The organism is Bradyrhizobium sp. MI1.11 (assembly GCF_055811255.1).
In genome coordinates this window covers 1-23,368 of record NZ_JBVVPM010000038.1, presented here as the reverse complement: position 1 = coordinate 23,368, position 23,368 = coordinate 1, and the positions used below count along the sequence as shown (strand labels likewise).

The 23,368-nt window shown below is 64.5% G+C and carries 19 protein-coding genes; 6 read left to right on the top strand and 13 right to left on the bottom strand.

Annotated features, from left to right (window positions below; all coding sequences use genetic code 11):
• Window positions 1–29: 29 nt before the first annotated feature.
• From AC0L30_RS29665 to zapE, 8 genes are all read right to left on the bottom strand, one after another.
• Window positions 30–791: an SDR family oxidoreductase gene (locus tag AC0L30_RS29665; RefSeq protein ID WP_473405828.1), complete on the bottom strand. Its 762-nt coding sequence runs from the start codon at window positions 789–791 to the stop codon at window positions 30–32.
• 52 nt (window positions 792–843) lie between these two features.
• Window positions 844–2,088 carry a 2-oxoglutarate dehydrogenase complex dihydrolipoyllysine-residue succinyltransferase gene (gene odhB / locus AC0L30_RS29660; protein ID WP_219681810.1) on the bottom strand — a complete coding sequence of 415 codons (1,245 nt, stop codon included), beginning with the start codon at window positions 2,086–2,088 and terminating at the stop codon, window positions 844–846.
• 182 nt (window positions 2,089–2,270) lie between these two features.
• Window positions 2,271–5,240, bottom strand: a complete 2,970-nt coding sequence (locus AC0L30_RS29655) for a 2-oxoglutarate dehydrogenase E1 component (protein ID WP_473405827.1) — start codon at window positions 5,238–5,240, stop codon at window positions 2,271–2,273.
• Window positions 5,241–5,377: 137 nt separating this feature from the next.
• Window positions 5,378–6,262 carry a succinate--CoA ligase subunit alpha gene (gene sucD, locus AC0L30_RS29650; RefSeq protein ID WP_473405826.1) on the bottom strand — a complete coding sequence of 295 codons (885 nt, stop codon included), beginning with the start codon at window positions 6,260–6,262 and terminating at the stop codon, window positions 5,378–5,380.
• 34 nt (window positions 6,263–6,296) lie between these two features.
• On the bottom strand, window positions 6,297–6,776 hold the full coding sequence (locus AC0L30_RS29645) for a DUF1579 family protein (RefSeq protein WP_007598873.1): 480 nt from the start codon (window positions 6,774–6,776) through the stop codon (window positions 6,297–6,299).
• A gap of 4 nt (window positions 6,777–6,780) precedes the next feature.
• Window positions 6,781–7,977 (bottom strand): ADP-forming succinate--CoA ligase subunit beta, encoded by a 1,197-nt coding sequence (gene sucC, locus AC0L30_RS29640; RefSeq protein ID WP_007598871.1) that lies wholly within the window; start codon window positions 7,975–7,977, stop codon window positions 6,781–6,783.
• Between the two features lie 217 nt (window positions 7,978–8,194).
• On the bottom strand, window positions 8,195–9,163 hold the full coding sequence (gene mdh / locus AC0L30_RS29635) for a malate dehydrogenase (protein ID WP_007598869.1): 969 nt from the start codon (window positions 9,161–9,163) through the stop codon (window positions 8,195–8,197).
• Window positions 9,164–9,425: 262 nt separating this feature from the next.
• Entirely contained in the window at window positions 9,426–10,610 is a 1,185-nt protein-coding gene (zapE, locus tag AC0L30_RS29630) for a cell division protein ZapE (protein WP_473405825.1), read from the bottom strand.
• 139 nt (window positions 10,611–10,749) lie between these two features.
• Between zapE and AC0L30_RS29625 the strand changes: the two genes are divergently transcribed.
• A complete protein-coding gene (locus AC0L30_RS29625; protein ID WP_354201509.1) occupies window positions 10,750–11,004 on the top strand; it encodes a type II toxin-antitoxin system VapB family antitoxin in 255 nt (84 codons plus the stop codon).
• A gap of 67 nt (window positions 11,005–11,071) precedes the next feature.
• Here AC0L30_RS29625 and thpR read toward each other — a convergent pair whose 3' ends face one another.
• Window positions 11,072–11,608, bottom strand: a complete 537-nt coding sequence (gene thpR / locus AC0L30_RS29620) for an RNA 2',3'-cyclic phosphodiesterase (RefSeq protein WP_007598862.1) — start codon at window positions 11,606–11,608, stop codon at window positions 11,072–11,074.
• Window positions 11,609–11,782: 174 nt separating this feature from the next.
• On the bottom strand, window positions 11,783–12,430 hold the full coding sequence (locus AC0L30_RS29615; RefSeq protein ID WP_473405845.1) for an arylesterase: 648 nt from the start codon (window positions 12,428–12,430) through the stop codon (window positions 11,783–11,785).
• Window positions 12,431–12,485: 55 nt separating this feature from the next.
• Here AC0L30_RS29615 and AC0L30_RS29610 point away from each other — a divergent pair, with 55 nt between their 5' ends.
• The 4 genes from AC0L30_RS29610 (at window position 12,486) to AC0L30_RS29595 (ending at window position 17,653) form a co-directional block, all read left to right on the top strand.
• Window positions 12,486–13,208 (top strand): ABC transporter ATP-binding protein, encoded by a 723-nt coding sequence (locus AC0L30_RS29610; protein WP_007598857.1) that lies wholly within the window; start codon window positions 12,486–12,488, stop codon window positions 13,206–13,208.
• On the top strand, window positions 13,205–15,775 hold the full coding sequence (locus AC0L30_RS29605) for an ABC transporter permease (RefSeq protein WP_473405824.1): 2,571 nt from the start codon (window positions 13,205–13,207) through the stop codon (window positions 15,773–15,775). Before AC0L30_RS29610 ends, AC0L30_RS29605 begins: the two co-directional genes overlap by 4 nt.
• 270 nt (window positions 15,776–16,045) lie before the next feature.
• Window positions 16,046–16,837, top strand: a complete 792-nt coding sequence (locus AC0L30_RS29600; protein ID WP_007598855.1) for a Bax inhibitor-1/YccA family protein — start codon at window positions 16,046–16,048, stop codon at window positions 16,835–16,837.
• Window positions 16,838–17,122: 285 nt separating this feature from the next.
• Window positions 17,123–17,653 (top strand): GNAT family N-acetyltransferase, encoded by a 531-nt coding sequence (locus AC0L30_RS29595; protein ID WP_473405823.1) that lies wholly within the window; start codon window positions 17,123–17,125, stop codon window positions 17,651–17,653.
• Window positions 17,654–17,746: 93 nt separating this feature from the next.
• Here the strand turns inward: AC0L30_RS29595 and AC0L30_RS29590 are convergent, their stop codons facing one another.
• From AC0L30_RS29590 to acnA, 3 genes are all read right to left on the bottom strand, one after another.
• The gene (locus AC0L30_RS29590) at window positions 17,747–18,115 is read right to left on the bottom strand and encodes a DUF2794 domain-containing protein (protein ID WP_007598853.1); all 369 of its coding nucleotides are present in this window, start codon (window positions 18,113–18,115) and stop codon (window positions 17,747–17,749) included.
• Between the two features lie 595 nt (window positions 18,116–18,710).
• Window positions 18,711–19,487 (bottom strand): DUF1223 domain-containing protein, encoded by a 777-nt coding sequence (locus AC0L30_RS29585; protein WP_007598850.1) that lies wholly within the window; start codon window positions 19,485–19,487, stop codon window positions 18,711–18,713.
• A gap of 234 nt (window positions 19,488–19,721) precedes the next feature.
• Window positions 19,722–22,442 carry an aconitate hydratase AcnA gene (gene acnA, locus AC0L30_RS29580; protein ID WP_473405822.1) on the bottom strand — a complete coding sequence of 907 codons (2,721 nt, stop codon included), beginning with the start codon at window positions 22,440–22,442 and terminating at the stop codon, window positions 19,722–19,724.
• 242 nt (window positions 22,443–22,684) lie between these two features.
• Here acnA and ccmA point away from each other — a divergent pair, with 242 nt between their 5' ends.
• Window positions 22,685–23,287 carry a heme ABC exporter ATP-binding protein CcmA gene (gene ccmA / locus AC0L30_RS29575; protein WP_473405821.1) on the top strand — a complete coding sequence of 201 codons (603 nt, stop codon included), beginning with the start codon at window positions 22,685–22,687 and terminating at the stop codon, window positions 23,285–23,287.
• Window positions 23,288–23,368: the final 81 nt, after the last annotated feature.

The following is a 23,368-nucleotide window of genomic DNA, read 5'->3' as shown; positions in this document are numbered from 1 at the left end:
GAGGGATGTGTCAGCGTCCGCGCGGCGCGTCAGCGTCCGCCGGACACATCGAGAATGGCTGAGGTGACGTAGGAGGCCTCGTCCGACATCAGCCAGACGATGGCATTGGCGACTTCATCGGCAGTACCGACGCGCTTCATAGGCACCATATGGGCCAGACGATGGGCGCGGTCGGGCTCACCGCCGGCAGCGTGGATTTCGGTGTCGATCAGGCCGGGCCGGATGCCCGCGACACGAATGCCCTCGCCGGCAACCTCATGGCCGAGGCCGACGGTGAAGGAATCGATCGCGCCCTTGGACGCGGCATAGTCGACATAGGTGTTCGGCGCGCCGAGCTTGGCAGCAACCGACGACAGATTGACGATGACGCCGCCCTGGCCGCCGTGCCTGGTCGACATCCGCTTCACCGCTTCGCGCGCGCAGAGGATGGAGCCGGTGACATTGACCGCCATCACGCGCTGGATGCGCTCGGCCGACATCTCGTCGACGCGCACGCCGCTGGTCCCGACAATACCGCCATTGTTGACAAGCGCCCCGAGCGTGCCGAACGCGTCCGCGGCCTTGAACAGCGCCAGGATATCGCTTTCCTCGGCAACATCGCATTTCACCGCGACGGCATTGCCGTTGCTGGCCGCGATCTCCGCGACCACCTCATCGGCGGCCGTCTTGTTGCTGGCATAGGCGACGACGATTCGGAAGCCGCGCTTGGCCGCCGCAATCGCGGTCGCACGCCCGATGCCGCGGCTGCCGCCGGTGATGACAACGACCTTATCGGTCACACGCGCCTCCATGGTTCGACACGCGCCGTCGCGAAAGGCGACGGCGCTCGCAGAGCATCAGCGATCAGAGATCGAGCACCAGGCGCGCCGGATCTTCCAGGCTCTCCTTGACGCGAACCAGGAAGGTCACGGCTTCCTTGCCGTCGATGACGCGGTGATCGTAGGACAGCGCCAGATACATCATCGGGCGGACCTCGATCTTGCCGCCGACGACCATCGGCCGCTCCTGGATCTTGTGCATGCCGAGAATGCCGGACTGCGGCGCGTTCAGGATCGGGGTCGACATCAGCGAGCCGTAGATGCCGCCGTTCGTGATGGTGAAGGTGCCGCCCTGCATCTCGTCGATCTTGAGCTGGCCGTCGCGGGCACGGCGGCCGAAATCGGCGATGCCCTTCTCGATCTCCGCGATCGACTTGTTGTCGCAGTCGCGCACCACGGGCACGACGAGGCCCTTGTCGGTGCCGACGGCGACGCCGATGTGGTAGTAGTTCTTGTAGATCAGGTCGGTGCCGTCGATCTCGGCGTTGACGGCCGGGATGTCCTTCAGCCCCTGCACGACGGCCTTGGTGAAGAAGCCCATGAAGCCGAGCTTCGAGCCGTGCTTCTTCTCGAACGCATCCTTGTAGTGCGCACGCAGCGCCATGACGTTGGTCATGTCGACCTCGTTGAAGGTCGTGAGCATGGCGGCGGTGTTCTGCACGTCCTTGAGGCGGCGCGCGATGGTCTGGCGCAGCCGGGTCATCTTGACGCGCTCTTCGCGGGCTGCGTCGTCGGCCGGCGAGGGTGCGCGAACCTGGACCGCTGCGGCCGGCTGGTTGACCGGGGTCGGCGCCGAGGCCGCACGCTCGATCGCGGCGAGCATGTCGCCCTTGGTGACCCGGCCGTCCTTGCCGGAGCCGGGAACGGTCGAGGCGTCGATGCCGGTCTCGGCCGAGAGCTTTCGCACGGAGGGCGCGAGCGGCGAGTCGGCCGGCGGTGCTTTCGACGCGGCCGGGGCGGCGGCTGGAGCCGCCGCGGCGGGAGCAGGCGCGGGCGCGGCAGCCGGCTTGGCGGGCGTCTTTGCGACGCCGGCCGTGCCCTCGGTGATCTGCCCGAGCAGCGCACCGACCGCAACGGTCGTGCCATCTGCGGCGATGATCTCGCTCAGCGTGCCCGCGGACGGCGCCGGGACTTCGATGGTGACCTTGTCGGTCTCGAGCTCCACCAAGGGCTCGTCGACGGCGACGGGATCGCCGGCCTTCTTGAACCAGCGGCCGATGGTGGCCTCGGTGACGGATTCGCCGAGGGTCGGCACACGAATTTCAGTCATGGTCTTTTCCTTAAGGAGATCGCCAATGCGGTCGGGAATTTTCAGGTGTCATCGGCCTGCGAAAAGCAGGCCATCCAGCAAGCCGAAACGTTCGCATTCACGACGGACGCCACGGTTTGCCGGATGCCCCGCTCCAGTGCGCCATTGCACACAAGGCGGGGCATAGCGCAGCTCGAAAAAGTTCAGCTCAATGCTTCGTCCAGGAACGCCTTCAGCTGCGCCTGATGCTTCGACATCAGACCTGTGGCGGTCGCGGCGGAGGCGGCGCGGCCGACGTAACGCGGACGCCGGCTCGCACCGTTCACCTGGTTCAGCACCCATTCCAGATAGGGCTCGATGAAGTGCCAGGCACCCATGTTGCGGGGCTCTTCCTGGCACCACACCACTTCGGCCTTCTTGAAGCGCGACAGCTCGGCCACCAGCGCCTTGAGCGGCACCGGATAGAGCTGCTCGATGCGCATCAGGTAGATGTCGTCCATCCCGCGCTTCTCGCGCTCCTCGTAGAGGTCGTAATAGACCTTGCCCGAGCAGAGCACGATGCGGCGGATCTTCTCGTCGGGCACGAGCTTGACCGCTTCGCCCGGCAGCATCTGGGCGTCGTCATACAGGATGCGGTGGAAGGTCGTTCCCTTCGCGAGCTCCTCGAGGCGCGACACCGCCCGCTTGTGACGCAGCAGCGACTTCGGCGTCATCACGATCAGCGGCTTGCGGATCTCGCGATGGAGCTGCCTACGCAGCACGTGGAAGTAGTTCGCCGGCGTGGTCGGATAGACCACCTGCATGTTGTCTTCCGCGCACATCTGGAGATAACGCTCCAGACGCGCCGAGGAATGCTCCGGTCCCTGGCCTTCATAGCCGTGCGGCAGGAGGCAGACGAGGCCGGACATGCGCAGCCATTTGCGCTCACCCGAGGAGATGAACTGGTCGAACACGACCTGCGCGCCGTTGGCGAAGTCGCCGAACTGCGCTTCCCACAGGGTCAACGTGTTCGGCTCGGCGAGCGAATAGCCGTATTCGAAGCCGAGCACGGCTTCTTCCGACAGCAGCGAGTTGATGACCTCGTAATGGCCCTGCTCGTGACCGAGATGGTTGAACGGCGTGTAGCGGCTCTCGTCTTCCTGGTCGATCAGGACCGAGTGGCGCTGCGAGAAGGTGCCGCGCTCCGAATCCTGTCCGGACAGGCGGACATGGTGGTTCTCGTTGAGCAGCGTGCAGAACGCCAGCGCCTCGCCGGTCGCCCAGTCGATGCCCGTGCCGCCGTCGATCGCCTTGGCGCGGTTTTCGAGGAAGCGCTGGATGGTGCGGTGGACGCGGAAACCATCCGGCACCTTGGTAATCTTGCGACCGATGTCCTTCAGTGCGGCGATGTCGACGCCGGTGACGCCACGCCGCGCATCTTCTTCCTGATCCGCGATCTTGAAGCCGGCCCATTTGCCGTCGAGCCAGTCGGCCTTGTTGGGCTTGTAGCCGGAGCCGGCTTCGAGCTCGGCATCGAGCCGCGCGCGCCAGTCGGCCTTGGCCTTCTCGACCTCGCCCTCGGTCAGCACGCCTTCGCTGATGAGGCGGCGGGCGTAGAGCTCGAGCGTCGAGGGATGGGCCGCGATCTTCTTGTACATCACCGGCTGGGTGAAAGCCGGTTCGTCGCCTTCGTTATGGCCATGCCTGCGGTAGCAGAACATGTCGATGACGACGGGCTTGTGGAATTTCTGCCGAAACTCGGTCGCGACCTTGGCCGCGAACACGACGGCTTCCGGATCGTCGCCGTTAACGTGGAAGATCGGCGCGTCGATCATCTTCGCCACGTCGGACGGGTAAGGCGACGAACGGGAATAACGCGGATAGGTGGTGAAGCCGATCTGGTTGTTGACGATGAAGTGCACGGAGCCGCCGGTGCGGTAGCCCTTCAGGTCCGACAGGCCGAAGCATTCCGCAACCACGCCCTGGCCGGCGAACGCGGCGTCGCCATGCATCAGCAGCGGCATCACCGAGATGCGCATATCCGGCGGATCGCCGTGCTGGTCCTGCTTGGCGCGGACTTTTCCGAGCACCACGGGATCGACGATCTCGAGATGCGAGGGGTTGGCGGTCAGCGACAGATGGATGCGGTTGCCGTCGAACTCGCGATCCGAGGACGCGCCGAGGTGATATTTGACGTCGCCCGAGCCTTCGACCGCATCAGGATTGGCCGAACCGCCCTTGAACTCGTGGAACAGCGCGCGGTGCGGCTTGCCCATCACCTGGGTCAGCACGTTGAGGCGGCCGCGATGCGGCATGCCCAGCACGACCTCCTTCACGCCGAGATTGCCGCCGCGCTTGATGATCTGCTCGAGCGCGGGAATCAGCGATTCAGCACCGTCCAGGCCGAAGCGCTTGGTGCCGGTGAACTTGGTGTCGCAGAACTTCTCGAAGCCTTCGGCCTCGACCAGCTTCATCAGGATGGCGCGGCGGCCTTCGCGGGTGAAGGAGATTTCCTTGTCCGGCCCCTCGATGCGCTCCTGGATCCACGCCTTCTGCGCCGCGTTGGTGATGTGCATGAACTCGACGCCGAGCGTCTGGCAGTAGGTGCGCTCGCAGATCGCGGTGATTTCGCGCAAGCTGGCGTATTCGAGACCGAGCACATGGTCGAGGAAGATCTTGCGGTCGAAATCGGCTTCGCTGAAGCCGTAGGTCCGCGGATCGAGCTCTTCGCGATTGCGCTGGGCTTCGATGCCGAGCGGATCGAGCTTGGCGTGGAAGTGGCCGCGCATGCGGTAGGACCGGATCAGCATCAGGGCCCGGACCGAGTCGCGGGTGGCCTGGAGCAAATCGGCGGAGGAGAGGCCGGCGCCCTTGTCGCCACCCTTGGCCTGCGCTTTGGCCGCGATCTTGGCGCCGACCGTCTTCTCGACTTCCGCCCAATTGCCGTCGAGCGCGGAGGTCAGATCGTCCTGCGGGGTCAGCGGCCAATTGGCGCGCTCCCAGGACGGGCCTTGGGCGTTCTTGCTGATGTCGCCCGGCTGGTCGTTGAGGCTCTTGAAGAAGTCCTGCCACTCGGCATCCACCGAGGACGGGTCCTTCTCGTAGCGGGCATAGATTTCGTCGATGTAGGTGGCGTTGGTGCCCTGCAAAAAGGAGGAGAGGGCAAAGGCTGCGTTCGCGTCTTGGCGAGACATACTTGAGTTCCTGGCGATTTCGGTTCGCGCATAACAAACGGCGCTGGCGCTGGGCTCCCCGGCAGAGGACCAGCGCGACAGGCACCATTTACCCTATTTGCTGCGAAACTTCGCCCGGAAAATTACGAAGGTGTGAATCAGGCTTTCAATATTTCGGCAAGCGTGTGCCCGAGCCGAGCGGGAGACGGGGACACTGTAATTCCAGCCGATTTCATCGCGTCGGTCTTGGAACCGGCGTCGCCCTTGCCGCCCGAAATGATCGCGCCGGCGTGGCCCATGCGGCGACCGGGAGGGGCTGTGACACCGGCGATGAAACCGACCATCGGCTTCTGGCGGCCGCGCTTGGCCTCGTCCTTGAGGAACTGGGCGGCGTCTTCCTCGGCGGAACCGCCGATCTCGCCGATCATGATGATCGACTCGGTCTTGGGGTCGCCGAGCAGCATTTCCAGCACGTCGATGAACTCGGTTCCCTTGACCGGATCGCCGCCGATGCCGACCGCGGTGGTCTGGCCGAGGCCTTCCTGGGTGGTCTGGAACACGGCTTCGTAGGTCAGGGTCCCCGAGCGGGAGACGATGCCGACGCTGCCGGTCTTGAAGATGTTGGCCGGCATGATGCCGATCTTGCACTCGCCGGCGGTCATGACGCCCGGGCAGTTCGGCCCGATCAGGCGCGACTTGGAGCCCGCCAGCGAACGCTTCACCCTGACCATGTCGATGACCGGGATACCTTCCGTGATGCAGACGATCAGCGGGATCTCGGCATCGATGGCCTCGCAAATCGCATCGGCGGCGCCCGGAGGCGGCACGTAGATCACGGACGCATCGGCGCCGGTCTTCTCACGCGCCTCGCGCACGGTGTCGAACACCGGCAGGCCCAGATGCGTCGCGCCGCCTTTGCCCGGCGAGGTGCCGCCGACCATCTTGGTGCCATAGGCAATCGCAGCCTCCGAGTGGAAGGTGCCGTTCTTGCCGGTAAAGCCCTGGCAGATGACCTTGGTGTTCTTGTCGATCAGGATGGACATGAGGTCTGCTTTCGCGAAACTAACGAGTGAGAGGTCAGTGGATGCGGCGGTAGACGCCGGTGAGCACGTCGGCCCAGCCTTCCGCGTCCGGCGAGAACTGGATCTTCAACGAATAGGAATCGTCGTCGATGATTTCATAGACGTGGCGCGCATTGCCGCGGAGCGAGCCGCGCACCAGCGTCAGGGTCTTGCCGACCCACCCGCCGGAGGCGGGCGAGGGCGGCGTGTAGCCGAGCGAATCGTACCAGAACAATTTGTAGGTCCGGTCTTCGCGGTCGAAGGTGAAGATGCCGTGGGTGGCGAAGCTCTGCTTGCCGTCGCGGGTCTGGACCGAGTCCTGGATCAGATAGAAGCCATTGAGATCCATGTGGGCCACGACGTGAGAGGTCGCCGTCCCGCCCTCCGTCCAGCGCGACGGAAAGACCACCTCTTCGCCATTCCATTCACCGGCGAACGCGGCAAGACGCGCGTGCTCCGGCAGCGGGGATGATGCAGCGAGATGGTCCTGGGTCATGGCCTCAGCCTTCCTTGACGGCCTTCACGATCTTCTGCGCGGCGTCGTCGAGATTGTCGGCCGGCACCACGTTCAGGCCGGATTCACGGATGATCTTCTTGCCCAGCTCGACATTGGTGCCTTCGAGGCGAACCACCAGCGGCACGCTGAGGCCGACCTCGCGCACGGCGGCCGTGACGCCCTCGGCGATCACGTCGCACTTCATGATGCCACCGAAGATGTTGACCAGGATGCCCTTCACGTTGGGATCCGCTGTGATGATCTTGAAGGCGGCCGCGACCTTCTCCTTGCTGGCGCTGCCGCCGACGTCGAGGAAGTTCGCCGGCGCCATGCCGTAGAGCTTGATGATGTCCATCGTCGCCATCGCGAGGCCGGCGCCGTTGACCATGCAGCCGATATTGCCGTCGAGGGTGACGTAGTTGAGGTCGTGTTTCGACGCTTCGATTTCCTTGGCGTCTTCCTCGGTCTCGTCGCGCAGCGCGAGCACCTCGGGGTGACGGAACAGGGCGTTGTCGTCGAACGACACCTTGGCGTCGAGCACGCGGAGCTGGCCCTGCTTGGTCACGACCAGCGGGTTGATCTCCAGCATCGACATGTCCTTGGCGACGAACGCCGCGTAGAGCTGCGCGGTGAGCTTCTCGGCCTGCTTGGCGAGATCGCCGGAGAGTTTCAGCGCGTTCGCGACGGTGCGGCCGTGATGGCCCATGATGCCGGTCGCGGGATCGATCGAGAAGGTCACGATCTTCTCAGGCGTGTTATGCGCGACGTCCTCGATGTTGACGCCGCCCTCGGTCGACACCACGAACGAGACGCGCGAGGTTTCGCGGTCGACCAGGATCGAGAGGTAGAATTCCTTGTCGATGTCGGAGCCGTCCTCGATGTAGAGGCGGTTGACCTGCTTGCCGGCGGGGCCGGTCTGGATCGTGACGAGCGTGGCGCCGAGCATCTGCTTGGCGAATTCGGAAACTTCCGCGGCCGACTTGGCGATGCGGACGCCGCCCTTGTCGCCGGCCGAGGCTTCCTTGAACTTGCCCTTGCCGCGGCCGCCGGCGTGGATCTGGCTCTTCACAACCCAGACCGGGCCCGGGAGTGCCTTTGCCGCCGCGTCCGCATCGGCCGCCTTCAGGACCGGAACGCCCTTGGAGATCGCGACGCCGAACTCGTTCAGCAGCGCTTTGGCCTGATATTCATGGATATTCATATGGTCGCTCCCTGAACCCGCGGGCGGTGACCTCGTAGGCCCACCTCAGTCTTGTGGCTGGCATACCATATACCACAGGAACTGCAACCCGGATTCTCTGACATCGATCTCTGGACTTGCGGACCAGGACCCGCCCCAACCTTAAACAAGGTTTGGCGGACCCCGGAAATGAAACCGCCGAAGACCGGTTTTCGATCTTCGGCGGAATGTTTCGACCTTAGCGGCCCAGAAGATCGGGTGCGATCTTCTTGCAGGCATCAACCAGACCCTGCACCGCGCCGACCGACTTGTCGAAGGCTTCGCGATCCTTGCCGACGAGCTCGATCTCGACGACGCGCTCAACGCCCTTGGAGCCGATCACGACGGGCACGCCGACATACATGTCCTTCACGCCGTATTCGCCGTTCAGGTAGGCGGCCGAGGCCAGCACGCGCTTCTTGTCACGCAGATAGCTCTCGGCCATCGCGATCGCGGAAGCCGCCGGCGCGTAGAAGGCCGAGCCGGTCTTGAGGAGGTTGACGATCTCGGCGCCGCCGTTGCGGGTACGGTCGACGATCTCGTCGAGGCGCGCCTGCGAGGTCCAGCCCATCTTGACGAGATCGGGCAGCGGGATGCCGGCGACGGTGGAGTATTTTACCAGCGGCACCATGGTGTCGCCATGGCCGCCCAGCACGAAGGCGGTGACGTCTTCGACCGAAACGTTGAACTCGTCGGCCAGGAAGTAGCGGAAGCGCGACGAATCCAGCACGCCGGCCATGCCGACGACCTTCTTGTGCGGCAGGCCGCTAGCCTTCTGCAGCGCCCAGACCATCGCGTCGAGCGGGTTGGTGATGCAGATGACGAAAGCGTCGGGGGCGTATTTCTTGATGCCGGCGCCGACCTGTTCCATGACCTTGAGGTTGATCGAGAGGAGGTCGTCGCGGCTCATGCCGGGCTTGCGCGGCACGCCGGCGGTGACGATGCAGACTTTTGCGTTGTCGAGCGCCTCGTAGGAGTTGGCGCCGGTGTAGTGCGCGTCAAAGCCGTCGACCGGCGAGGACTGCGCGATGTCGAGCGCCTTGCCCTGCGGCACGCCCTCGGCGATGTCGAACATCACCACGTCGCCCAGCTCTTTCAGGCCGATGAGATGAGCCAGCGTTCCGCCGATCTGACCGGAGCCAATCAAAGCAATCTTGTCGCGCGCCATGTGAACCTGTCCTTTAGACACGTAAGGAGGGGAAAACTGAGACGGGTGGTTATCCCTTTCGCCTCCCCCGTTCAAGTCACGGGTTGCCCAATTGTCGGGCTTGCCGGGATAGCAGCCAGAATACCCAGGCTGTCATTCCGGGATGCGCCAACAGGCGCAGGCCCGGAATCCATGAGGCAGTAGAGTCGGCGGCAGGATGGATTCCGGGCTCGCGACTTCGTCGCGCCCCGGAATGACGCCGGAGAAGATGGTGAAATAGGACTTAAGTCTCCACCAACCCCTTGGTCGAACCGCTGGCGGTGGAATCCTTGCGACCGTGGGGCAGTGCCAGATAGGATTCCGAGCTCATTTCGATCAGGCGCGAGGCGGTGCGCTTGAACTCGTTGGCCTCGTTGCCCTCATTGGCGAGATAGAGCGAGATCGGGTTGGCATCGGCCGAGGCCATCAGCTTCACGGCATTGTCATAGAGCGTGTCGATCAGCGTAATGAAACGCTTGGCGGCGTTGCGCTGGGAGAAATCCATCACTGGAATATGGTCGACCAGGATGGTGTGATAGTCGTGCGCCAGCCTGAGATAGTCGGATGCCCCGAGCGGCTTCTCGCAGAGATCGGCGAACGCGAAGCGCGCCACGCCGTGGGCCGAGCACGGCACGTGCAGGATGCGGCCCTTGATCGAAATATCGCGCGACTTGCATTTGGCGCTGCCTGACATCTTCGACCAGGCGCGGTCGAGCGCGGCGTCGGCCTCGGTGTCTGCCGGCGTCAACCACATCGGCACGCCCTGAAGCTTTTCCAGCCGGAAGTCGGTGCGCGCGTCGAGCCGCAGCACGTCCATGTGGTCGGTGATCTGCCTGATAAAGGGCAGGAACAGCGAACGGTTCAGACCGCCCTTGTAGAGGTCGTCAGGCGCGACGTTGGAGGTCGCGACCACGACGGTTCCGAGCTCCAGCAGCTTTGCGAACAGGCGGCCGAGGATCATCGCGTCCGCGATGTCGGTGACGTGGAATTCGTCGAAACAGAGCAGCCAGCTCTCCTCGAAGATCGCATGCGCCGTCAGCGCGATGACGTCGCCGTCGGCGATCTCGCCGCGGGCGATGCCCTGGCGAAAATCGTAGATGCGCTCGTGCACATCGGCCATGAATTCGTGGAAATGCGCGCGCCGCTTGTGCTCGACGGTCGCGTGCTGGAAGAACAGATCCATCAGCATGGTCTTGCCGCGGCCGACCTCGCCATGGACGTAGAGCCCATGCGGCGCCTCGTCCTTGTCGCTGCTGAACAGGCGGCTGAGCAGGCCCTGCTTGCGCTGCGGCTTGTAATCGGCGAGCCGCTGGTCGAGCGCCGCATAGGCGTCGGCGATTTCGGCCTGCGCAGCGTCGGGCTCGATCGCACCGGACGCGATCTGGGCCTGATAGGCTTCGCGGAATGAGGAACTGGGGGTCGAGAGCATGCTCTTTACCGCCAGAGATGAGCGGAAATTGCAACTCCGTATTGGCGCAAGGGCTTATGCGCTCCGCCCACATCCACGTGGTCGGAGGCGAATAATTGAGATATCACAGGGCTAAAGCGGCTACTTTGAGGTTCCTGGCATGGCCCTTAGTATCGAGGACTCCGAGGTCGAACGTCTCGCGAGGCGTCTGGCGCAACTCACTGGCGAGACGGTTGCCCTTGCTACGACGCGAGCTATCGAAGAGCGCCTCAGGCGCATCGACAATCAGTACTGCAAAACTGCTCTTTTGGAGGATATGGCCGCAATCCGTCGACGCTGGAGCGAGCTGCCTGTATTAGCCGACCGGATGCCCGACGAAATAGTTGGATACGACGAACACGGATTGCCATTCTGACTTCAGTCGATGCTAGGCATCTACGCGCCATATGGGTCGGCGTCGCTCCATCTTCTGCGAGCCAGACTCACTCACACAACTCATAAGCGTCCTCGACCACATACGGGCCGCCGCCCGTCGATGCGCGGGACGAGAACAGCACGAAACGTTCGGCCGTGAACGCCTTGCTGGGAAAATAGCCGCGCAGCGAAAGATAATCGGCGACGTCACGGTCGGTGGCGTCGTGCAGCCGGGCCAGCGTGACATGCGGGATGAACTTGCGGCCTTCAGGGTCGAGGCCGATCCGCTGCATCAGGCGCTCGAGCTCGGCCTGCAATTCCATCAGCGGCTTGCTCGGCACGATGGTGGCGACCACCGCGCGCGGCTTGCGTCCGCCGAAACTCTGCAAACCCTGCACCTTCACCTCGAACGGCTTGCGGTCGACGCGAAACAGCATCGAGGCGATTTCGTTGGCGGACATGCCATCGATATTGCCGATGAAGCGCAGGGTGACGTGATAATTTTCGGGATCGATCCAGCGGGCGCCGGGAAGGCCGCCCCGCAAATTGGAAAGCGACTGACCAATCTCGGCCGGAATTTCCAGACCAGTGAACAAACGCGGCATCGTTTCGCACTCCCGATGCTTGGGCATGATCCCAGGGCAAGATCATATCCAAATTTTAGAGCCGGCGACGAATCACCGGTACCTCAATTCCTATCGCAGTTGTGTGACTCTGCGAAGCATCGCGCGCCTCACCCCGGTAAAACCCTGGGAATTACGGTTAGCGTTGCCTGCTTTTCAACGCCGCTGCTCAGCTATCGTGCCAATGAATGCCTCAACCGTGGGCAAGATATTCCTGACGATGATGTCGACGCCGGCCGCGGTCGGATGAATGCCGTCGGCCTGGTTGAGCTTGGCATCGGCCGCGACACCGTCGAGAAAAAACGGATAGAGCGGCACGCCGAATTTTTTCGCCAGATCCGGATAAATCGAATTGAAGCGCGCGGCATAATCCGCGCCGTAATTCGGCGGCGCCAGCATACCGCACAGCATCACCGCGATCTTGCGCGCCTTGAGGCGCTGGACGATCTCGGTGAGCGCGGTGCGCGTCAAATCGGGATCGATGCCGCGCAGCGCATCGTTGGCGCCGAGCTCGATGATCACACCGTCGGTTCCGTCGGGGACCGACCATTCGAGCCGGTCACGGCCCCCGGAGGAGGTGTCGCCGGATACCCCGGCATTGGTCATGTCAACCTCTATGCCTTTGTTTTGCAAGGCTTTTTGGAGTTTTGTAGGGAACGCCTCCTGGGCCGGGAGGCCAAGGCCGGCGCTCAAGGAATCGCCGAGAACCACCAGCTTGATCGGCTTCGCAGCCTCGGCCCATGCCGGAGTCCATGCCGGATTTGCGACCGTCATCAAAGCGAACATCAACACGGCTATGTGCATGAACAATCCGTAACGCCTCTCGACCGCGCGTGCGGAGTTGCCATATGACCGGACCATGGATACTCGCATCTCTTCCTCGTCGCTCGCCGACAGTTCGGCGGACACCATCGCCATCTCCAACGTCAATCTGTCATTGGGTACGGGCGCGGCACGCGTTCACATTCTCAAGGATATCAGCCTGCGCGTCGGCCGGAGCGAGACGATCGGCCTGATCGGCCCGTCAGGTTCGGGCAAATCCACGCTGCTGATGGTGATGGCGGGGCTGGAGCGTCCTGATAGCGGAGAGGTGGTGGTCAGCGGCACGCCTTTCAATGCCCTCGACGAGGACGCGCTGGCCCGCTTCCGCGGCCGCCAGGTCGGCATCGTCTTCCAGTCCTTCCATTTGATCCCGACCATGACCGCGCTGGAGAACGTCGCGGTGCCGCTCGAGCTTGCGGGCAATCCCGACGCCACAAAGCGCGCGGCGCAGGAGCTGCAATCGGTCGGGCTCGGCGACCGTCTGCATCATTATCCGACGCAGCTTTCCGGCGGCGAGCAGCAGCGCGTCGCGCTGGCCCGCGCGCTGGCACCCGATCCCGCGATCCTCGTTGCCGACGAGCCGACCGGCAATCTCGACGAAGCCACGGGACAACAGATCGTCGACCTGCTGTTCAGCAAGCATGCCGAGCGCGGCATGACGCTGGTGCTGGTCACGCACGATTCCTCGCTGGCGCATCGCTGCGATCGCGTGATCCGCCTGCGCTCCGGGCGCATCGACACGCAGTCGGCGCCGGCATGAGCATCGCTGCCGAACCGTTTGCGAAGCCCAATGGCGTTGCGCTGTCGCTGCGCTACGCGCTGCGCGAATTGCGCGGCGGCCTGCGCGGCTTCTACGTCTTCATTGCCTGCATCGCGCTCGGCGTGATGGCGATCGCCGGCGTCGGCTCGGTCTCGGCGAGCCTGAGCGACGGCCTCGCCCGCGAGGGCCGTACGCTGCTCGGCGGCGACGTGTCCTTCGTCTTGTTTCAGCGCGAGGCGAAGCCGGAGGAAGTCGCCTTCCTGCGTTCGCGCGGCACCGTCTCGAGCGCCGCCACACTGCGCGGCATGGCGCGCTCGGCTGAGGGCAAGCTGGCGCTGGTCGAGATGAAGGCCGTCGACGACACCTATCCGATGCTGGGACAGCTGACGCTGGCGCCGCCGCTGCCGATGTCCGACCTGCTCGCAGAGCACGACGGCGCGTTCGGCGCGGCCGCCGATCCGACGCTGCTGGCGCGGCTGTCGCTCAAGACCGGCGATCGCGTCACCGTCGGGGCTGCGACGTTCCAGATCCGCAGCGCCGTCGAAGCCGAGCCCGACAAGCTCGCCGGCGGCATCGGCTTCGGCCCGCGCTTCCTGATCAGCGAAGCGGGCCTGCGCGCCACGGGGCTGGTCCAGCCCGGCAGCCTGGTGCGCTGGGTCTACCGTGTGAAGCTGCCGGAGATCGCCAACGGCGAGCGCGCCACCGAAGCCTTCATCGCGGATTCGCGCAACGCTGCGCCGCAGGCCGGCTGGGAGGTCCGCAGCCGCTCCAACGCCTCGCCGCAGCTCGAGCGCAACATCAACCGCTTCACGCAGTTCCTGACGCTGGTCGGCCTCGCCGCGCTGCTGGTCGGCGGCGTCGGCGTCGCCAATGCCGTCAAGGCCCATATCGACCACAAGCTCGAGGTGATCGCGGCCTTCAAGGCCGTCGGGGCCACCGGGCGCGACGTGTTCGGCATCTATCTCGCCCAGGTTCTCCTGCTCGCCGCGATCGGCTCGGTGATCGGCCTCGCGCTCGGCGCCGCCATGCCCTTCGCAATCGTCGGCCTGTTCGGCAAGCTGCTGCCGCTGCCGGTGGTGCCGGCGGTGCATGCCGACGAACTCGCGCTGTCGTTCGTCTACGGGCTGCTTACGGCGCTTGCATTCGGCCTGTGGCCACTCGGGCGGGTGCACGACGTGCCGGTGGCCGCGCTGTTCCGCGACACCATCAGCTCCGAATGGCACCGGCCGCGCTGGAGCTATCTCGTCTTCATGGCCGTCGTGATCGCGCTGCTCATCGCGGTCGTGATCGGGCTATCCTTCGACAAGCGCATCGCCGCGGTGTTCGTGGCCTCCTCCGTGGTCGTGTTCGCGCTGCTGCGCGGCATTGCCGCTCTGCTGATGACGATCGCACGGCGGCTGCCGCGCACGCGGTGGCCGATGCTGCGGCTTGCGATTGCCAACATCCACCGGCCGGGCGCGCTGACGCCCTCCGTCGTGCTGTCGCTCGGGCTCGGCCTCGCCGTGCTCGTCACCATCACCCAGATCGACGGCAATCTGCGCCGGCAGTTCCTGGCGGCACTCCCCGAGCACGCGCCATCGTTCTTCTTCATCGACATTCCGAGCACGCAGGCCGAGCAGTTCGACTCATATCTGCGCCAGCTCGCCCCTGGCGCGAAGGTCGATGACGTGCCGATGCTGCGCGGGCGCATCGTCGGAGCCCGCGGCGTCCGCGCCGAGGAGCTCAAGCCCAGCGCCGATTCCGAGTGGGTGCTGCAGAGCGACCGTGGCCTGACCTATACCGCCGAGCTGCCGAAGGGCTCCAAGGTGGTCGAGGGCGAGTGGTGGAGCGCCGATTATTCCGGCCCGCCGCTGGTTTCGATGGAGAAGAAGATCGCGGACGGACTCGGCCTCAAGCTCGGCGACGAGGTCGTGGTCAATATCCTCGGCCGCGACATCCCCGCGAAGATCAGCAATCTGCGCAGCATCGACTGGCAGGGCCTCGGCATCAATTTCGTCCTCGTGTTTTCGCCGAACGCGTTCAAGGGCGCGCCGCACACCCACATCGCGACGCTGACGGAAGCCGGCGGCGATGCGGCCGGCGACGGCAAGATCATCAGGGAGGTGGCTGACGCCTATCCGATGGTGACGAGCGTGCGCGTGCGCGAGGTGATGGAGACGGTCGGCTCGGTCGTGACCAACCTGGCGCTGGCGATCCGCGGCGCCAGCGCGGTGACCCTGATCTCGGCGATCCTGGTGTTGGGCGGCGCGCTCGCCGCCGGCCATCGCCACCGGGTCTACGATGCTGTAATCCTCAAGACCCTGGGCGCGACCCGGCTGCGGCTGCTCGGCGCCTATGCCCTCGAATACCTCCTGATTGGCCTCGCTACGGCGGTGTTCGGCGTTTTCGCCGGCAGCGTCGCGGCCTGGATGATCGTGACCCGGCTGATGACCCTCACTTTCGTCTGGCAGGGCGGCAGCGCCGCCGGCGTGGTCGCGGCTGCCTTGGTCGTCACGGTCGGCCTCGGGCTCGCCGGCACGCTGCTGGCGTTGAACAAAAAGCCCGCCACGGTGTTGCGGAATTTGTGACAAATGGTAGCGGGCGGCGGCACGGGAGCGAAATCGCACGATTCCGGCGATTAACCACGTCCGCTCGTCTGGATTGCAGGGAAGGGCGACATTCAGCCGCGCGTGGACGGTTGCAGCGGATGTGTTAGTTTCCCACATATCGAGTGGGTTCGGAGCCCCGATTGTTAGCCAAAATTTAGTCGGCAGACATCGGTATCCGAGATAGAGTTTGACGAACCGGCGGCATGGCGACCCTCATGCCGGACCGGACCAACCAACGGGAATTCGACCATGTCGGACCTAGACCGCAATTACGCTTCTCCTTTCGGCAGGGCCGCCGGGCGTGTTGACGCCGCGACGGTCGATGCCGGCCTGCGCGCCTACATGCTGCGCATCTACAACTACATGAGCATTGGCCTCGCCATCACCGGCTTGGCCGCGCTCGGCGTCTACATGGCCGCCGTGACGGATGTTCCGACCCCGGAAGCCGTCCGCGTCGGCAAGCTGTTCCTGACGCCGTTCGGCTACGCGATGTTCGTCAGCCCGCTGAAGTGGCTGTTCATGCTCGCGCCGCTCGCCATGGTGTTCGTGATCTCGGCGGGCATCAACCGTCTCGCTCCCTCGACCGCCCAGATCCTGTTCTGGGTGTTCGCGGCGCTGATGGGCGTCTCGCTGTCCTCGATCTTCCTGGTGTTCACGCACACCTCGATCGTGCGGGTGTTCTTCATCACCGCGGCGACCTTCGGCGCGCTCAGCCTCTACGGCTACACCACCAAGCGTGACATGAGCGGAATGGGTTCGTTCCTGTTCATGGGCCTGATCGGCATCGTGATCGCGAGCCTGGTAAACCTGTTCCTGGCGAGCTCGGTGCTGCAGTTCGTGGTGTCGGTTGTCGGCGTGCTGGTGTTCGCGGGCCTCACCGCCTGGGATACCCAGCGGCTGAAGAACGACTACATCTACGGCTACGCCTCGGCCGGCGGTGACATCGCAGAGCGTGCGGCCATCACCGGCGCGCTGTCGCTGTACCTGAACTTCATCAACCTGTTCACGCTGCTCCTGCAGCTCCTCGGCCAGCGCGACTAAGCGCTGAGGCGAGAGGACGGACACGAACCCCGGCCGAAAGGCCGGGGTTTTTGTTTGGGTGGGCCGGACGTCGTCATCGCCCGCCTTGTGCGCAATTGCGCACTGGGGCGGGCGATCCAGTACGCCGCAGCGCCTCGATCCTAGCCGTGCTGTCTCGGAGTACTGGATGCCCCGCCTACGCGGGGCATGACAGCGCAGAAGATGGAGGCTGCTTCCCTCGCAATGACGACGTGGGGAGGCCGTTCGCCTCTTCCAGCCGTTCCAGGAAGGCTCTAATCTTGCCCCATGTCCGCACCCGATATCAGGCCCACCACTGAGGCCGACCTCCCCGCCATCACCGCCATCTACCAGCAGGCCGTCCGCGAGGGCACCGCGACGTTCGAGCTGGAGCCGCCCGACCTCGCCGAGATGACGCGCCGCTACCGTACGCTGATCGACGGCGGCTATCCCTATTTCGTCGCTGTCCTCGACGGGCGCGTCGCCGGCTACGCCTATGCCGGGGCCTACCGGCCGCGCCCGGCCTACCGCTTCACGGTCGAGAACTCGATCTATCTCGATCCGTCCTTCCACCGCCGCGGCATCGGGGCACTCCTGCTGGAGCGGCTGATCGTCGAATGCGAGGCACGCGGCTTCCGCCAGATGATTGCCGTGATCGGCGATTCCGCCAATGCCGGCTCGATCGGCGTGCACACCAAGGGCGGCTTCAAGATGATCGGCACGCATCCCAGCGTCGGGCTGAAATTCGGCCGCTGGCTGGACACGGTGATGATGCAGCGGGACCTTGGTGAGGGCGCGAAGAGCGTGCCGGGGAAGTAAGGCCCGTAGCCCGGGTGAGCGAAGCGATACCCGGGAAGGCTGCAAGCAAAGACCCGGATGTCGCTACGCTCATCCGGGCTACTGGATCCCTGCTCACACCACCGCCAATTTGCGATCGATCACCAGGAGCACGCGCTCCAGCTCGTGGCCGCGGCGCAGGATCAAGCCCGTCGCCGAGATCACGCTGTACATGCCCTGCTTGCGCGCGAGGCGCGGATCCTTCTCGATACGATAAATTGGCACTTCCGAGGCGCGGCGGAAGACCGAGAACACGGCGCGATCCCTGAGGAAGTCGATGGCATAGTCGCGCCACTCGCCATCGGCGACCATCCGGCCGTAGAGATTGAGAATACGGTGCAGCTCGAGCCGGTTGAACGTCACGCGGCTCAGCTGCGCATTCGAAGCGGCGGGGCGCGCCGCCGCGCGCTGTTCGCTCGGATCGGCATCCTCCGACAGACTCATAGGTCGCCTCCTGTCGCATCAGCATGACCGCGTCCGCGAAGACCGTCCCCGGAACCGCGGATCATGACAGTTGCATGATCGCGCCAACTGTTCCCCACCGCAAGGGGCCCCTGGAAGGACACTGGACCGGAGCAAACCGCCCACACGCAGCGGTGGAACTCTGTCGCGGCAAACCGTCACGGGATCGTTAGCAGGAATCATAGTGTCGCCGCTTTTCCGCCAAGCGACTGCCGCCCTGCATTGCGAAAAGACTTGTGTGCGTTGACCCGGTCCTTTCGGTTCCGGATTCCTCAGCCCCCAGCCCCCCGGGGCCGTCAGGATCGGGTCTGTTCGCACGACAAGGAGGGCCAACGCGAGTTGGTCCTTTTTTGTTTGGGTCGGTTTTGTCTGTGTCGGGATGTTTCTGCCTCGACGCATATCTCACCATCTCCGCACAAACTCTCTCCCCTCATCCTGAGGAGCCGCGAAGCGGCGTCTCGAAGGATCGAGGCCGAGCTGCCTCAGTAGGGCCTGGATGGTTCGAGACGGCGCTGACGCGCCTCCTCACCATGAGGATTGAGAGCGTGCTTGAGTCGGAAGATTCGAAGTGTGCGCGTCAGTGCAGGGACGTGTATGCCGCGCCCAGCATCGGGCCCGGCTTTTCCCGGCTGCCGTCCTGGACATAGACCACGGCACCGTCGACGCCGTCGCGCGTGAGGTTCTCGATCGGCACCGTCCAGCTTTCCGGACGACCGGTCCAGTCGCCGACCTTGAGCAGGTTGCGCACCACGTTGTGATAGATGACCTGCTGTCCGCGATTTTCGCCGCGGCTGATCGCGATCGGCACCGATTTCGCAATCGAGCAGATCCAGACCTCGCCGTGGGACACGGTCGGCTCGTTGCTCGCGGCCACCGAGACGTTGATCTGCTTGCCCGCGAGCGACATCGTCACCGGCACGCTCATCACGCCCGTGCCCGTGTCGGTTTTGCCGATCGCGCTTTCGATGCCGGTGCGGTCGCTGCCGACGACATGCGTGGAGCCGTTGACCACGACCTGCGGTGTGTAGACTTCGCGGTCGCCGCGCATGCGCGAATAGGCACGCTGCCGTGCAGAGAAGCGCGAATCGGCCAATGTGTCCTTCCAGCCGAGATAGTCCCAATAGTCGATCGGCATGCTCAGCGCGATGATCGAGGGATCGCGGGCGAGGTCGCCGATGATCTTGTCGGCCGGCGGGCAGGAGGAGCAGCCCTGCGAGGTAAACAATTCGACAACGGCGCGGGGATCAGCCTCGGCAGGACGGATGACGGCGACGATCGCACAGAGACCAAGAGCTCCCGACCAGAGGGCGCCGGACCAGCGTGAAACCAGATGAGAAGCCGTCATTGTTGTCATGTCGAACGCCGTACACCATTGCTCGTGAGAGGGAAATCTTACCGCCGGATGGTCACCGTAGTCGTACGGGCCTCACACTTTCGTCCGCCAAAGTAACCGTCCAAAGCGTGGGGTTCTCCGCCGGGCGGGCCCATCTGAAGCCTGCCGCAAACGCGTGAAGGCGGCCTTGTGATAGGCCGCCTTCGTGTAACCTACTACTCACTTCGCAGTGAGCCACCGTTCACAAGTCCGCGCTTACGCCGCGAGCTTGCGCAGCACGTAGTGCAAGATGCCGCCGTTGCGGTAGTATTCCAGCTCGTCCAGCGTATCGATGCGGCAGAGCAGCGAAACGCGCTGCAGCGAACCGTCGCCGGAGACGATCTCCGCGGTCAGCTTCTGGCGCGGCTTGAGCTCGCCGACGAGGCCGCGCAGCGTGACCTTCTCGTCGCCCTTCAGACCGAGCGACGACCAGGAGGTGCCGTCCTCGAACGTCAGCGGCAGCACGCCCATGCCGACCAGGTTGGAGCGGTGGATGCGCTCGAAGCTCTGGCAGATCACGGCGCGCACGCCGAGCAGACGCGTGCCCTTCGCGGCCCAGTCGCGCGAGGAGCCGTTGCCGTATTCGGCGCCGGCGAACACCACCAGCGGCACCTGCTCCTGCTGGTACTTCATCGCGGCGTCGTAGATCGACATCTGCTCGCCGTCTGGCCAGTGTTTTGTCAGACCGCCCTCAGGGATATTTCCATCCGCGCCCTTGAGCATGAAGTTCTTGATGCGGATATTGGCGAAGGTGCCGCGCATCATGACTTCATGGTTGCCGCGCCGCGTGCCGTACTGGTTGAAGTCGGCCGGACGTACCTGGTGTTCGCTGAGATATTTGCCGGCGGGCGAGGTGAGCTTGATCGAACCGGCCGGCGAGATGTGGTCGGTGGTGATCTTGTCGCCGAACATGGCGAGGATGCGGGCCTCGACGATGTCGGTGACCGGCTCCGGCTCCTTCTTCATGCCTTCGAAATAGGGCGGGTTCTGCACATAGGTCGAGCTCATGTTCCAACGATAGGTCTCGCTCTCGACCGTCTTGATCTTGCGCCATTTGGTGTCGCCCTTGAACACGTCGGCATACTTTTTCTTGAAGATCGCCGCGGTCACGAACTTCTTCATGAAGGCGTTGATCTCCTTCGTCGTCGGCCAGATGTCCTTCAGGTAGACCGGCTTGCCGTCCTTGCCTTCACCGAGCGGTTCGATGGCGAGGTTCTTGGTGACGGTGCCCGCGAGCGCGTGGGCGACCACGAGCGGCGGCGAGGCCAGATAGTTCGCCTGCACGTCCGGCGAGACGCGGCCTTCGAAGTTGCGGTTACCGGAGAGCACGGCAGCCGCGACGATGCCGTTGTCGTTGATCGACTTCGAGATCTCCTCGGGCAGCGGACCGGAATTGCCGATGCAGGTGGTGCAGCCGAAACCGACCAGGTTGAAGCCGACCTTGTCGAGATCGGCCTGGAGACCGGAATCGGCGAGATAGGCCGCCACCACCTGGCTGCCCGGGGCGAGCGAAGTCTTCACCCACGGCTTTGCCTTGAGGCCCTTCGCGGCGGCGTTGCGCGCCAGCAGACCGGCGCCGATCAGCACGCTCGGGTTCGAGGTGTTCGTGCAGGAGGTGATCGCGGCGATCACGACGTCGCCATGGCCGATGTCGAACTTCTTGCCCTCGACGGCAAAGCGCTTCGCCGGCTCCTCGGCCTTCTTGTATTCGGTGGCGAGCGCGAGCGAGAAGCCCTCGGCCACGGACGGCAGCGCAATGCGGCCTTCGGGGCGCTTCGGACCGGCCATCGACGGCACGACGTCACCGAGGTCGAGCGTCAGCGTCTCCGTGAACACCGGATCGGCCGACTTGGCGGTGCGGAACAGCCCTTGCGCCTTCGCATAGGCCTGCACCAGCGCGACGCGCGCCGAGGCGCGGCCGGAGGTCTTGAGATAATCGAGCGCGGCGGCGTCGACCGGGAAGAAGCCGCAGGTCGCGCCATATTCGGGCGCCATGTTGGCGATGGTCGCCTTGTCGGCGACCGAGAGATGGTCGAGGCCGGGGCCGAAGAACTCGACGAACTTGCCGACGACGCCGAGCTTGCGCAGCATCTGCGTGACCGTCAGCACGAGGTCGGTCGCGGTGACGCCTTCCTTCATCGCGCCCTTCAGCTTGAAGCCGACGACGTTGGGCAGCAGCATCGACAGCGGCTGACCGAGCATGCAGGCTTCGGCCTCGATGCCGCCGACGCCCCAGCCGAGCACGGCGAGACCGTTGACCATGGTGGTGTGGGAATCGGTGCCGACCAGCGAGTCGGGATAGGCGACCTCGAAGGTGCCGGTCTTCTTGCCGACCGTCATTTTCTCCTTCTTGGTCCAGACCGTCTGGGAGAGATATTCGAGATTGACCTGGTGGCAGATGCCGGTGCCGGGCGGCACGACGGAGAAGTTCGAGAACGCCTTCTGGCCCCATTTCAGGAACTCGTAGCGTTCCTGGTTCTGCTTGTATTCCTCGGTGACGTTCTTGCCGAACGCCTTGTTGTCACCGAAGAAGTTCACGATCACGGAGTGGTCGATGACGAGGTCGACCGGCACCAGCGGATTGATCTTCTCGGCATCGCCGCCAAGCTTCTGCATCGCGTTGCGCATCGCGGCGAGATCGACCACGGCGGGGACGCCGGTGAAGTCCTGCATCAGCACGCGCGCCGGGCGGAAGGCGATCTCATGCTCCAGCGACTTCTTGCGCAGCCACTTCGACACCGCGACGATGTCTTCCTTCTTGACCGAGCGGCCGTCCTCGTTGCGGAGCAGGTTCTCGAGCAAGACCTTCATCGAATAGGGGAGTTTCGAAATTCCCTTCAGACCATTCTTCTCGGCCGTGGGCAGGCTGTAATAGACATAGGTCTTGGCGCCGACCTTGAGGGTCTTTTTGCATTTGAAGCTGTCGAGCGAGGTCATGTAGGAAATCCCAATTGTCAGTTATACCCGGCAGGGTATTTTAACACCGTCAGCGTAGGCAGGCTGAGTCGCTTGCAGGGGCAGGTTGAGTTGCTGCATCAAGTAGTTCCGGGCTTATAGAAGCTTTCTAACCGCGCCGCCACAGCCACAAACGTGCCGCGGCAATCCGCGAGCCAAAAATTCCCATACGCTACCCCAAGTTTTCCTGAGGCCTGACGTTGAGCGGGCCGGTACGAGGCGAGATGCAGCTTTCCGGACATGGGGTCACATGCGTGCGGGGCGGCCGCGAGGTGTTTGCCGGGCTCGATTTCGGGGCCGTCTCCGGCGAAGCCGTGGCGGTCGTCGGCCGCAACGGATCGGGCAAGACCTCGCTGCTGCGGCTGATCGCGGGCCTGCTCATTCCGGCGGGCGGCACGATCGCGCTGGACGGAGGCGATTCCGAGCTGACATTGCCGGAGCAATGCCACTATCTCGGCCATCGCGACGCCCTGAAGCCAGCCCTGAGCGTGGCGGAGAATCTGACGTTCTGGGCCGATTTCTTGGGCGGCGAGCGTTTCGACGCCGGCGAGAGCCTCGCCACCGTCGGGCTCGACCATGCCGCCGATCTGCCCGCCGCCTTCCTGTCCGCAGGCCAACGCCGCCGGCTCTCGCTGGCCCGCCTGCTGACCGTCCGCCGGCCGGTCTGGCTCTTGGACGAGCCGACCACGGCGCTGGATGTCGCGGGCCAGGACATGTTTTCCGGATTGATGCGCGAGCACTTGGCGCGCGGCGGCCTGATCGTCGCCGCCACCCACGCCCCCCTCGGGATCGATTCGCGGGAGCTGCGGATCGGGGGTGCGGTGTGATTCCGATGGACCCTCAGTTTTCCGAGCGGCGGGGTGCCGCTCTCTCCGTTCCCTCCCCCCTTGTGGGGGAGGGTCAGGGAG